Source organism: Vibrio sp. V23_P3S9T160, assembly GCF_963886625.1.
GTDB classification, from domain to species: domain Bacteria; phylum Pseudomonadota; class Gammaproteobacteria; order Enterobacterales; family Vibrionaceae; genus Vibrio; species Vibrio anguillarum.
The window spans coordinates 1-12,701 of the sequence record NZ_CAWPDB010000160.1; the positions used below are offsets into that span (position 1 = coordinate 1).

At 44.5% G+C, this 12,701-nt stretch carries 9 protein-coding genes; 8 read left to right on the forward strand and 1 reads right to left on the reverse strand.

Translation table 11 applies throughout. The annotated features are described in order from the left end of the window. Positions 1–62 precede the first annotated feature (62 nt). A complete protein-coding gene (locus AACU59_RS14770) occupies positions 63–827 on the forward strand; it encodes a substrate-binding periplasmic protein (protein WP_176428592.1) in 765 nt (254 codons plus the stop codon). Between the two features lie 306 nt (positions 828–1,133). After that, positions 1,134–3,749 carry an ExeM/NucH family extracellular endonuclease gene (locus AACU59_RS14775; protein WP_094145762.1) on the forward strand — a complete coding sequence of 872 codons (2,616 nt, stop codon included), beginning with the start codon at positions 1,134–1,136 and terminating at the stop codon, positions 3,747–3,749. A 40-nt stretch (positions 3,750–3,789) separates the two neighbouring features. Here the strand turns inward: AACU59_RS14775 and AACU59_RS14780 are convergent, their stop codons facing one another. Beyond that, positions 3,790–4,680 carry a LysR family transcriptional regulator gene (locus AACU59_RS14780; RefSeq protein ID WP_017046755.1) on the reverse strand — a complete coding sequence of 297 codons (891 nt, stop codon included), beginning with the start codon at positions 4,678–4,680 and terminating at the stop codon, positions 3,790–3,792. Positions 4,681–5,015: 335 nt separating this feature from the next. On the opposite strand from AACU59_RS14780, the gene AACU59_RS14785 reads away from it, so the two are divergent. From AACU59_RS14785 to astA, 6 genes are all read left to right on the forward strand, one after another. After that, positions 5,016–5,852: a TauD/TfdA dioxygenase family protein gene (locus tag AACU59_RS14785; protein WP_064625957.1), complete on the forward strand. Its 837-nt coding sequence runs from the start codon at positions 5,016–5,018 to the stop codon at positions 5,850–5,852. After that, a complete protein-coding gene (locus AACU59_RS14790) occupies positions 5,849–7,285 on the forward strand; it encodes an FAD-binding protein (RefSeq protein WP_094144885.1) in 1,437 nt (478 codons plus the stop codon). The genes AACU59_RS14785 and AACU59_RS14790 overlap by 4 nt, the downstream gene beginning before the upstream one ends. A gap of 80 nt (positions 7,286–7,365) precedes the next feature. Beyond that, complete coding sequence (locus AACU59_RS14795) at positions 7,366–9,108, forward strand: L-tyrosine/L-tryptophan isonitrile synthase family protein (protein ID WP_161437772.1); 1,743 nt, start codon at positions 7,366–7,368, stop codon at positions 9,106–9,108. A 310-nt stretch (positions 9,109–9,418) separates the two neighbouring features. Continuing rightward, positions 9,419–9,997 (forward strand): aminodeoxychorismate/anthranilate synthase component II, encoded by a 579-nt coding sequence (locus AACU59_RS14800; protein WP_094145771.1) that lies wholly within the window; start codon positions 9,419–9,421, stop codon positions 9,995–9,997. 378 nt (positions 9,998–10,375) lie between these two features. After that, a complete protein-coding gene (locus AACU59_RS14805; RefSeq protein WP_094145359.1) occupies positions 10,376–11,587 on the forward strand; it encodes an aspartate aminotransferase family protein in 1,212 nt (403 codons plus the stop codon). Between the two features lie 66 nt (positions 11,588–11,653). Further along, positions 11,654–12,673, forward strand: a complete 1,020-nt coding sequence (gene astA, locus AACU59_RS14810) for an arginine N-succinyltransferase (protein WP_094145361.1) — start codon at positions 11,654–11,656, stop codon at positions 12,671–12,673. Positions 12,674–12,701: the final 28 nt, after the last annotated feature.

The following is a 12,701-nucleotide window of genomic DNA, read 5'->3' on the forward strand; positions in this document are numbered from 1 at the left end:
CTCTTTGTATTGTAGGCTTAGGTCTACACTTTAAATCATAACCATGATGATGAGTTTTGAACATGAGACGACTGCTGTTATTAGGATTGATGTTCATCTGTAGTGTCGCCGCCGCAGAGCCAGTTCGTATTTGTGTTGGTGATGCGAATGTTTGGCCGCCATTTACCTATTGGCAGGGGAGTTCGCATCAAGAAAAAACCGATTCCTTAACTGGCTCAGCGACAACGCTGGTGTTGGACGCATTAAAATCTCATAACATCGATTACCAGTTTTATTTTATGCCTTGGGCGCGGGTCCAACATGAACTGACGCAAGAGCGCGGTCGCTGCGATCTGACATGGGATGCAAGTTATCGCGCAGAAAGGGCTGAGTACAGCTATTTTTCGGTGCCGCTTTATACGATTCAACTCGGTTATTTTACGCTGCCAGACAACTATGAAAATTTGCAAGACCCATCCGTTGATGGCGTATTATGCGGAGTTAATGGCTTTAATTATGAGAATTTTGCACTGTCTAGAGAGCCCTCTCTCTATTTAAATTCCGTACAGCAAGCGCTGAATATGCTGCAAAAAGAGCGCTGTGACTGGTTTGTGAGTGAAATTGAACCCATTTATGGTGGAATTCAGTTGGGTCTATATCAAATTGATCGGCCAATCGTTCACCATTTGCTCGCTAAAAACAAGCAGTATCATGTGCAAGTTCGTCGCAGTTTAGAAAATTCGATGCCGCTGCTAAATCAGCTCAATGACTATTTTCTCGATGCGCAAAAAACCGGTCGCGCCCAGGCAGTCTTTGATCGCTACCTCTCTTTTAGCCAGCCACAATAATCAAACTAAGGTGTTTGTCGTGTATGGAGCACCTTGTTTGCTTTTCTTTTTAGAAAAATAAGACTTTTCACCTCACTGCAATATCACTGTCGAAAACCCCCTTTACCTTCTTTGTTGAAAGTTTGCGCTTAGTTCAAGTATTTGCTCTAGCTATGCGATGTTGATCTCGATATGAATGGTGAATGTTTTTATCTTTCATTTAAAAACACAACACTGTACGCGCAAATGGAACCAATCCCCTTTATAAACGTGATTTACAACACCTTGCTTACCACTTCGGTTACAGAGCAGGGAAAGAGGTGAACAATGGAATCGACACGAATTAAACCCTTTGGCCGAACATTACTCGCTGCGGCGATAAGCTCCACATTGGCTGTATCAGCTCAAGCTGAGATTATTATTTCTCAGTATGTAGAAGGCAGCAGCTTCAATAAGGCCATCGAAATTGCTAACACTAGCAATGCATCCGTCAGTTTAGACAATTTCATTTTAGCGAAATCAAGCAATGGCGGTGGGAACTGGGATACACAGTTGCCCCTGACTGGGCGAGTAATTGCCGCGAACGATGTGTTAGTGATTTCTCATGCCAGCGCCAATAGTGCTATCCAAGCGGTGAGTGATGAAAATGATGTCTCGGTGATTAATTTTAACGGTGATGATCCGGTGGCGCTGCTAAACAGTGATGGTAGCGTACATGATGTGTTGGGAGTGATGGGCGGCATTAACTGGGGCAAGGACACCACTTTAGTGCGTAATAGCGATAGCCTCACGCCCTCAGCGGCTTATCAAGCTGCGCAGTGGAGCGCGTTAGGCAAGGATAATATTGAAGGGTTAGGCGCACTCGATGCCGTTGAGCCACCGGCTGAATTTACCTGTACTCAAGAGGGATCTGAGCCCGCCTTTACCTCTATTCAAGCGATCCAAGGCGAAGGGCAAACCTCTCCTCTTATTAGTGGCTACCCTTACATCACCGACCAAGAATATTTTGTCAAAGGTGTCGTGAGTGCCATTACCACAGGATTGACTAAAGGTTTTTATCTGCAAGCGTTGGAAGATGATTACAACTTAAATACCTCTGAAGGTTTGTTTGTTTTTACCGATCAATCAAGCTCAAGTTTAAAACCGGGGGATGTGGTTTGTGTGAAAGGTAAAGTACAGGAGTATTACAACCTCACACAGCTTAAAGTCGAAAACAACCAATGGCTAAAACGAGGTGAACAAGAGGCACCACAAGCGACCGCGATAGAGATTTTGCCCACCGATGAGAACTTTGAACACACATTAGAGCGTTATGAAGGCATGTTGGTAAAAACCACACCAGAGCTGGATATGCGTGTGACGCGTACCTTTGGTTATGACTATGCTTCTCGTCGCAATAACATGGTGTTAGCGCAAGGTCGTATTAACATGCAACCGAACCAGCTTTTCGCTGCGGGCTCTGAGCAAGCCAAACAACAGAGCATCGAAAACGCGCAGCGCCGCTTGTTTATTGAATCAGATGCGAAAGCCGCCGATGGCCAAATTCCGTACTACCCAGAGTTTGGTCGCAGTGATATTGATCAAAATGGTTCGACTGAAGATTACATCCGCATTGATGACAGCATCATAGGTTTAGAAGGTGTGCTCTCATACGGTTACAACGAATATCGTCTGATTGTGACCAATTCGCTCAACCAAGAGAATTTCGTGCGCAATGATCCTCGCAGCGAGAAACCGGATATCGATGAAGGCGATCTGCGCATTGCCACATTCAACGTGCTTAACTATTTCAACTCGCCGTTTGGCGGTGATGCAAATCAGCATGGTGATAATCGTGGTGCTAATAACCTTGCAGAATTTGAATTGCAGCAAGCGAAGATCGTTAATGCGATTGTACGTTTGGATGCCGATATTGTCGGTTTGATGGAAATTGAGAATAACGGTTTCGGTGCAGGTTCGGCGATTGCGCAATTGGTCAATCAGATCAACAGCCAGATCTCGGATAAGAAAAAGCATTACCGTTTTGTCGCGATTGACTCAAATAATGATGGTGTGACCGATGAACTTGATTCTATTGGCACGGATGTGATCACCACAGGAGTGATTTATCGTGAAAAAGTAGTGAAGTTGACAGAGAATCGTGTAATTCCAATGCCAAGCCAACAAGCACCAGAAGTGTTGGATGACAAAGGTAAAGTGATTGAAGATGGTAAAAATTACCAGCGTGACACGCTTGCACCGACCTTCAAAGTTAAAGGTGGCAATGAGAAAATTACCGTCGCGGTTAACCATCTAAAATCCAAAGGCTCGGCATGTTGGGAAGATGCCGCACCAGTTGAACAAGGTGGGCAAGGCGGCAAAGATCTTGATTTTCAAGGTGCATGTGAACAATTCCGTGTCGCAGCTGCAGTTGCTTTAGGTGAAGCGTTACAAAAAATAAAAGGGCATAAAGTCATTTTGGGTGATATGAACTCTTACGGTATGGAAGACCCGATGCTCGTATTGACGGACTACAGCCCAGAGAAGTATGGCAAAACCATTCATGCGGCACGTAATACTTACATTGCAGGTACTCCTCAATTTGGTGATGATGGCGCGTTGATTACTCACAATTATGGGTACCTTAACGCCGTGGCCATAAAACACCCAGAGAGCTGGAGTTACTCATTTAATGATGAAGTTGGCGCACTGGATCATTTGCTGGTCAGCAAAAGTTTGAAAGGCAAAGTGGTGGATGCGACCGATTGGCATATCAACGGCGGTGAATCGACACTGTTTGATTACAACAGTGAATTCAAAGGTGATTTACCTAAATATCAAGATCATTTCCGCGCATCTGATCATGATCCTGCCGTGTTAGAACTGAACATCTACGGCGGTTCATTCGGCCTAGGAGCACTCTTCTCATTACTCGGCTTTGGTATGTGGCGACGTCGTCGTTAAGGCTTAAAGTGCGCCCCGTTAACTGACGGGGCGTTTTTGCTCACGCTCGGATTTTTTCAATTAAATAATCAATAAATAGCCTTACTCGTGGCGCAAGGTGGTGACGGCTCGGGTAAAGAATGTTCATGGTGTTATCTGATAGATAATAATCTGGAAAAAGCCTGACGAGGTTAGGATCATTGATTTCGTCAGCGAGAAAATTGGCAATCAAGCCGATCCCCATGCCTTGTTGTACCATTGACATCGCACCAAGCGGCGCATTGCAGATATGTTTAGGGCGGGTTTTGATGTCGCATCTCACTCCCTTTGGATTGATTAGCGTGACTTTATCTTGAGGAAGATTCAATAAAGTTAACGCAACCCATGGGTGCTGCTCTAAATCTCGTAGTTTCCTTAATAAAGGTGCACTAGCTAAGTATTTTTTACTGGCGTATATCCCCATTTTAAAAGGCATTAATTCGCGGCCAACCATTGAGCAAGATGTCAGTTCACCCATTCTGATCAGCACATCTAATTGTGTGGCTACTGGATCTTGTAAACCATCTTCGAGTTGAATATCAAACAGCACATTGGGGTAACTCTCAGAAAATGTTGAAATCAGCGGACTTAAAATATAGCTGCCGACATCAATAGTTGTACCGATCCTAATCACGCCTGCCACATCGGTAGACAAATGCTGGACGGCCCGTAGCGCGTCTTCTGCCAGCGGTAAGAGGCCATTGGTATGTTGATAAAATGCGTGCCCTTCAGTCGTTAGGCTAACTTTACGGGTAGAGCGATGCAGTAAACGTACGTTAAGATGTGATTCTAGCAAGCTAACTTGCTCGCTCACTTTCGATTTTGCTATGCCTAACGATTCACCAGCCGAGGTAAACGAACCGTATTCAACCACTTTATTAAAAATGGCAATACGTTTTAACTCACTCAACATAATTGTTCCCTTATTGGTAACCTTTCGTTCTTGTTTTGTTATCTAGTCAACCTTTGTCATTCATCAAATAATGACAGCTCTAATTAGAGAGATATAAACCATTTTGGTTTCCTTTAAATACGGGCAAATAATAAATTTCTTCTGAATGATGGCACTATTGAGATATCTATTCCTAAATAAACTGGGATTAATAATTAAATTAGCAATGTCAATCTTATAAATATCAATATTGTGTGAATATTTTTAATATTATCCAACCGAATTTTCGAAAATGATGGATGCAATGTTGTTTTATTTCTAACGTTTTATTAAAAATTAATTTAAAGGAACGGGTGATGAATTATCAGGTCACGAAGCTCCACCCTTTTGGAGTAAAAATAGAAGCAAATGGATTAAAAATTCCCATTAGCGAAGTACCAATAGCACTACTGCGTAAACTATTTATTGAGCATCAGTTGGTATTGATACGTGGATTTAAAGCCTTTGAACAGGCCGAGCAATTTGCGGAATATTGCGAGCAATGGGGAGAGATCAGTATTTGGCCATTTGGCAAAGTGTTAGATCTAATTCAAAAAGATCAGCCAAAGGACCATATTTTTGATAGTAGCTATATGCCGCTGCATTGGGATGGCATGTTCCGTCCTCAAGTGCCTGAATATCAGATATTTCAATGTGTTCAGGCGCCATTGCCAGCACAAGGCGGCCGGACGACCTTCACTCATACAACCAAGGCGCTACAGAACGCAACCGAACAGCAGCGCTCATTGTGGCGAAAAGTCACGGGGCACTACCAGCGAGAGATGGAGTTCTATTGCAGTCACACCATTTCCCCGATTATTGCTCAACATCCCTATCTCTCACACGAGGTCATTCGTTACGCCGAACCGCATTTCGCTGAACGTGGTGATCTGCTAAACCCACCAAATGTGACCTTTAGTGGCATTGATAGTGAGCAAATAGCTGAGTTCCACCGTAGCTTGCGTGACGCACTGTATGACCCTCGTCATTTTTATGCTCACGAATGGCAAAATGATGATGTGGTCATTACGGATAACTTTAACTTACTGCATGGTCGAGAAAGCTTTTTATCGCATACCCCACGTCATATCCGTCGAGTTCAGGTGCTAAGCGATCCACCGTTTGATAACCCAAGTTTGGAGTCTTACCGATGAGTGATTACCACACAGATATTATGATCGTTGGAGCCGGCCCTGTCGGGCTTATGTGCCACTATTTAGCGCAGCGCTGCGGTCTGAACTCACAAGTTATTGATAAATCTAATGGGCCACTGGTGGTCGGACGGGCCGATGCACTTAATGCTCGAACTCTGCAGTTACTTGATATAGTTGACTTATTTGAGCCACTTTACGTGCAAGGCAAACCCTGTAATACCAGTTCGGTATGGGCTGATGGTCAATTTTTGTCACGCCAGTCTCATTGGTGGACAGCGCTGCAAGGCTGCTTCTATCCTCACTTTCTGATGTTGGGGCAAGCACATATTGAAAAAGCGTTAGATAGCGCAGTCAAAGCGCAGAACGCGGCCGTGCGCCGTGGTTTATCTGTGGTCGATATCACTGTTGATGAGCAAGGCTGCGTGACGGAACTGAGCAGTGGCGAGCGAGTTCGTTCACGTTACGTGATTGGTGCAGACGGTGGGCGCTCTTTTGTACGTCAGCATTTTTCGATTCCATTTGAAATCGAGAGACCAGAAATTATCTGGGCGGTGATTGATGGTGTTATTGAGTCAGATTTTCCGAAAGTGCCAGAAATCATCGTATTTCAGGCTGAGACGTCAGATGTTGCCTGGATTCCACGTGAAGGTGATTTGGATCGTTTTTATATCCGTATGGACACCGAAGAGTTTACTCAGCAAGAGGTTATCGAGCGCATTAACCGAGCAATGTCGCCGCATTCACTGACGTTTAAGCAGGTTGAGTGGTTTTCTTATTTCTCGGTTAAGGAGTCTGTTGCAGAACGGTATGACCACCAGCAACGGGTCTTTCTAGCAGGAGATGCCTGCCATATACATTCGGTCAATGGCGGCCAAGGGCTCAATACCGGAGTTGCTGACGCGTTCAATTTGATCTGGAAGCTCAATATGGTGTTGCGTGGTCAGGCATCAACTACGCTGCTGGACAGTTATCAGGCTGAGCGCCAACCAGTGGCTCGCAGCGTGATTGAAAGCTCTGGTGCATTGGTACGTGCGACTAAATACTCAGAACGAGGAACCCATGCGGAGGACTATGTACAAATCGTTGAACAGCGAGCTGGTAACATCACAGGTATGGGCATTGGGTATGGCAATGGTGGCTTAAACGGTTCTCGAGTGTATGACTTTGAGATGCATCGTGATCAGCAGAGTTACCGCTTTTACCAATGGCTAGATTACCGCTCCTTTACGCTTCTGTTAACTGGCGATGCGGAGTTACCATCCGAAATGCCTCCGTTTGTGCGTTGCCTTCATCTGTACGATCAGGCGAAGCCTGGGCAGTATTGGAGTGAGAGTTCATTCTACCAGGGGCAGGCTTTACTGATCCGCCCTGATGGTTATATTGCGGCTTTCGCGTCGCTTGCGCACGCTGCTGAATTGTTAGCTGATCTATAAACAAACTTTTTAACCGAGAGTGAAGGCCGAGGGTTTTGCATCATTCCGTCAATGGTCTTCGCCTTTAATAAGGAAACACTATGCTTGATCATCAACAGCAGCAATGTGTGGATAATATTGCTTTTATTTTATTAGACCAATTATTAGCACAAACAGACGCCACTTTTACTGGGTATCAGAAGTTAAAAAAACAGATAGCTCAGTGTGTCATTGAAAACAAAGTCATTACATTATTACTACCTGCCTTTCCATGTAAAACGAATAACCTAGATAAGGTATTAGGTTATAAGCCTGATTTGGGTGAATATCGAGTTTTACAAAAATTTGTTAATGCCATTCGTGATATTCAATCTGTATATTCTCCAGGAGTGATGTTTTACATTTTTTCTGATTATCATACATTTTCTGATTATATTAATGTCGATTTAGAACATCATTACACTTATTCTGATGAATTACGGAATATGGTGGAAAATATGAACGCCAGTGATTGTCTCAAAATTATCAACTTTGAGCACTTCTCTGCGTTTGATGACTTAAATGAATATCAATATTTCAATGGATTAAAGCAGCGCTTTGGTGATGCGGAATATGAGCGTGATTTTGCACGTCTTAAACAGCATGATAATGCAATGCACCATACCTATCTGGGTTTGAAAAAATTCATGCATCAAGATCAGAGATATGCGCTTGCTCCGCTGAGTTATAAGAAACGACGTGAGCGACTAGCCCTTATGGCTAAAGGAATGATGGTGCAAGGACGTGCACTCGATAATTTCCTCAATACTCATTTGAGCCACGCTATCCGTCTCAGCATTCATGAACACCCAATGCAAGGCAAAAAATATTCGCTGTTTCTTTTTGATGAGCGATCGTTTAAAACACCTTGGCATACTTGTGTCTTATTTGATGCTTGCCACGGAGAATTTATTATTGATACGCAGGCCAATCACAAACAACGTGAAGGCGTGATTATTCCCGTAATGCATCAAGGAACGCTGTGGTGTTTACTGCGTTTCAATATCGAAGATGCTAACGAGGCACAGTTGATGCGTGAGGTAAAAGCCACTCTACAAACAGAGCAGTTTGGTTTGACGTTAGAATCACACCATGGATGCTCACTGACCGCGCTACCGCAGGCTCAAGTGAGCCAATTGGTAAAGGCATTCTCTGCTGTCTGTTTAAAAGGCTTTAGCCCGTTGCCTCAAGCTTCATTTTGGTCTTCGTGGTTTGCCGGAAATCATGCTCTGCTTCCGGAAGAATATGTTCGGAGTAGTACATTAGCAGAGCCCAGTTGGTACGGGCTAAAAACACCGTCAACGAGCATAGCGCGTCGCTATTCTTATGCTGACATGACTCCTGATGAATGGGCGATTTACTGTTCATCTGCTCCGCTGAAGGTTAACTTACTCGATGCCTCACTGGCTGCGTTGTGTCTTAATGGTCAAGCAAGTGGTTGGCTGAAAAATACCATTGTGCAGTACGATGATACGGCTGCTTATCCTGTGATTATGCAGGGGGATTGGGGAATGAACTTACGTTGGAGCCCCTCACTGGCGCAGCATATATCGTCGTCGACTGAAATTGACAATATCAATCAAGTAGCCAATGTTTTAACTCCTATTCTTGAATGTTCACAAGTACAGCATGTGTTTGATTTACAACTTGACGATATATTACTGGTAAATAACCACACCGTACTTCGTTATGGCGTGTTATCCGAAACAGAATTAGCGGTGCGTCAGCCTTATTCGGTAAATTCCCCTTGGCAGCCTCATAACAAACAACCAAGTAGTGAGCATTTACAAGAAAGCCCAGCTTAAATAAACGACATTTTTAGGAAATAAGCATGAAGAGCCAAGTAAGCGGATTACTTGGCTTTATTTTTATGGATCATTAACTATGGGATAGATTTATTTTATCGTTGTTTCCATTCTCTTATTCGACCATACGATGAGAAGTGTTACTTTCAAATGAGAGCAAGTAAAATAATGATCACAACCGAACTGGTTACATAATGAACGAATGTGCAAATAGTGTATTTAGTACAGAATCGATAACTTCTTGCCTTTCCAAACCAGTATTGCACAATAGCGCCTCTCGCTGACTTTTACCCAGAGCGTTTTAATTCACATGCTACTTATCATCGATAACTACGATTCCTTTACCTACAACTTGTACCAATACTTCTGTGAGCTGGGAGTTCAAGTGACGGTGGTGCGTAATGATGAAATCGATATCGCTGGCATTGAAGCGCTCAGCCCAACGCATCTGGTTATTTCCCCTGGGCCTTGCACGCCGAATGAGGCGGGAATTTCACTGGCCGCGATTGAACATTTTGCGGGTAAATTACCTATCTTAGGAGTCTGCCTTGGGCATCAAGCCATTGCGCAAGTGTTTGGCGGGCAAGTGGTGCGAGCCAAAAAGGTGATGCATGGTAAAACCTCACCGATCCAACACACCAACCGTGGCCTCTTTCTAGGGCTCAATAACCCGTTAACCGTTACTCGCTACCATTCGTTGGTGGTCAAAGCCGATTCTCTTGCGGACTGTTTTGATCTCACCGCTTGGACTCAACAGGCCGATGGTTCGATGGACGAAATCATGGGTTACCAACATAAAACACTGCCAATTGATGCCGTGCAGTTTCATCCTGAATCAATTAAAACAGAACAGGGTCATCAACTGCTCGCAAATTTTTTGCGCCGTTGAACCATTCTCAACCGGACTGCGATCACCTTTCTTAACATTTTCTTCATCATTTCTGCTGTTTTTTATCTTTGCAATATTATGCACCATACATCCTGTTGGAATGAGGGATGGCTTGTCGCCTCAAGGCCTTGTTGTGCTTATTCATATTATTTATAAAAAAGTGCTTCATAAAAGAGGTGACTTAATGCATAAATAATCATAAGTAGTGACGATTGTCGGTGGTTCTGCCGATCTAAAAGAATAAATCACTATTGAAATGGTTAATAATTTGTAAATACAATGCTGCATTAGCTAAAAAGCGAAACAATATCTTCCACTCAAGCGTTTATTAGGAAGATCGCAATCTGCTTGGCATGCGGTATCAAGAGGGAATGTGTAATGACAGTGGAAAATAATGTAGATCGCAATCTGTTTGATGAGGTGATGGTCCCTTGTTATAACCCGATGGAGATGATTCCAGTTAAAGGGCAGGGCTCTCGAGTGTGGGATCAACAAGGTCATGAATACATCGACTTTGCTGGCGGTATTGCGGTGAGTTGTTTGGGCCATTGCCATCCGGCGATGGTTGATGCGATCACCAAGCAAGCCAATAAGTTGTGGCATCTCAGTAACGTGATGACTAATGAGCCTGCTTTGCGCTTGGCGAAAAAATTAACGCAAGTCAGTTTTGCTGAAAAGGTGTTTTTTGCTAACTCCGGCGCGGAAGCTAATGAAGCGGCGCTCAAACTGGCGCGTCGCTGGGCCGCTGATGTCCATGGTGAACAAAAATCAGAAATCATCGCCTTTAACCAAGGCTTCCACGGCCGCACTTTCTTTACAGTGACGGTTGGGGGGCAAGCGACTTATTCCGATGGATTTGGTCCTAAACCTGCGGATGTTACCCACCTACCGTATAACGATATTGAAGCGTTGCAAGCACACATCTCTGATCGCACTTGTGCGGTAATGATGGAGCCCTTGCAAGGCGAGGGTGGCATTGTGTCGCCTTCGGCTGAGTTTGTCCAAGCCGTGCGTGAATTGTGCAATAAGCACAACGCCCTGTTGATCTTTGATGAAGTGCAAACCGGTAATGGCCGCACTGGTGAGTTCTATGCTTATCAAGGATTGGGCGTCACGCCGGATATTTTAAGTACCGCGAAATCATTAGGTGGCGGTTTCCCTATTGGCGCTATGCTCACCACAAACGAATTGGCCGCGCATTTTAAAGTGGGCACTCACGGCTCTACTTATGGTGGCAACCCACTGGCTTGCGCGGTAGCGGAAGCGGTAGTTAATGTGGTTAGCCAGCCAGAAACCTTGACTGGCGTGAAGGAGCGTGAAGCGCTCTTTCGTGAAGGATTGGCTAACATTAATGAGAAGTACCACATTTTTAGTGAAATCCGTGGTAAAGGTCTACTGCTTGGCGCGGCATTGAATGAGCAGTGGCAAGGTCGCGCTCGCGATATCCTACAAGCCGCGGGCAAGCAAGGTTTACTGGTGTTGGTTGCGGGTATGAACGTGGTTCGTATGACGCCTTCATTAGTGATCACCAAACAAGAAATAGAAGAAGGCTTAGCAAGATTAGATAAAGCTATTGCATCACTCATGTAGTGAAAAAGCCTAGCAGCCCAAGGTAGGATGCCTTGGGCCACTTCAAGCATCTGGAGGGAAGTATTGATGCTAGTTGTTCGCCCTATCGCAATGTCGGACTACGATGCGCTACACACATGCGCTATTGAATCCGGTCACGGGTTTACATCACTACCCGTGAATGAAAAGCTCTTAACCAACCGTATTACTCATTCTGAATACAGCTTCGCTAAACCCGACGTCTCAGAGCCAGGAGATGAAGGTTACCTGATGGTCGGTTTTGATTCTGAAACCGGTGAGGTAGCAGGGACGACTGGCGTTGAAGCATCGATTGGCCATGACGTACCATTTTATTCTTATCACATCAGCACGATAGTGCATTCGTCGCCTAAGCTGAAGGTCAACAATACCGTCAAGTTGCTTACTTTTGGCAATAACTACACTGGATGCAGTGAAATTTGTACGCTTTTTTTACGTCCAGATTTTCGTCAAGGGTTGAATGGGCGTTTGATGTCGAAATGCCGTTTTCTGATGATGGCGGAACACCCACATCGTTTTTCTAAAACCATCTTTGCTGAAATGCGTGGTGTGTCTGATGCCGAAGGCAACTCGCCCTTTTGGCAATGGCTGCAAGAGCATTTTTTCTCGATTGATTTCACTATGGCTGATTATTTAACTGGCATTGGTAAAAAAGGGTTTATTGCTGATCTGATGCCTAAACTGCCGATTTACGTCAACTTATTGAGTAAAGAGGCACAAGCGGTGATTGGTCAAGTGCATGACAATACCCGTCCAGCGTTAACGCTACTAGAGCGTGAAGGATTCACCTGCCGTAACTATGTAGACATTTTTGATGCAGGTCCAACGGTTGAGTGCGATTTGCGCAATATCGAATCCGTACGTCACTCGGTGCGAGCTAAAGTGGAACTGGCCGAGCATTCAAGCTCGCAAGATTATCTTATCTGCAATAGCTCGTTTGAAAACTTTCGTGCTACTGCTGCAAAAGGTGCTTATAACCGCGAAACGGAAACGGTGATCATCTCACCTAAAGTGGCGCAAGCTCTATTGGTTGATAGTGGTGATTTTGTTCGAATTTTGGCGCAGTAAAATAGGTACATTGGAAGGTAAGGATTAA

Coding starts and splice junctions, on each gene's coding strand:
- AACU59_RS14770 (WP_176428592.1), top strand. CDS start 63: ATGAGACGACTGCTGTTATTAGGATTGATGTTCATCTGTAGTGTCGCC.
- AACU59_RS14775 (WP_094145762.1), top strand. CDS start 1,134: ATGGAATCGACACGAATTAAACCCTTTGGCCGAACATTACTCGCTGCG.
- AACU59_RS14780 (WP_017046755.1), bottom strand. CDS start 4,680: ATGTTGAGTGAGTTAAAACGTATTGCCATTTTTAATAAAGTGGTTGAA.
- AACU59_RS14785 (WP_064625957.1), top strand. CDS start 5,016: ATGAATTATCAGGTCACGAAGCTCCACCCTTTTGGAGTAAAAATAGAA.
- AACU59_RS14790 (WP_094144885.1), top strand. CDS start 5,849: ATGAGTGATTACCACACAGATATTATGATCGTTGGAGCCGGCCCTGTC.
- AACU59_RS14795 (WP_161437772.1), top strand. CDS start 7,366: ATGCTTGATCATCAACAGCAGCAATGTGTGGATAATATTGCTTTTATT.
- AACU59_RS14800 (WP_094145771.1), top strand. CDS start 9,419: ATGCTACTTATCATCGATAACTACGATTCCTTTACCTACAACTTGTAC.
- AACU59_RS14805 (WP_094145359.1), top strand. CDS start 10,376: ATGACAGTGGAAAATAATGTAGATCGCAATCTGTTTGATGAGGTGATG.
- astA (WP_094145361.1), top strand. CDS start 11,654: ATGCTAGTTGTTCGCCCTATCGCAATGTCGGACTACGATGCGCTACAC.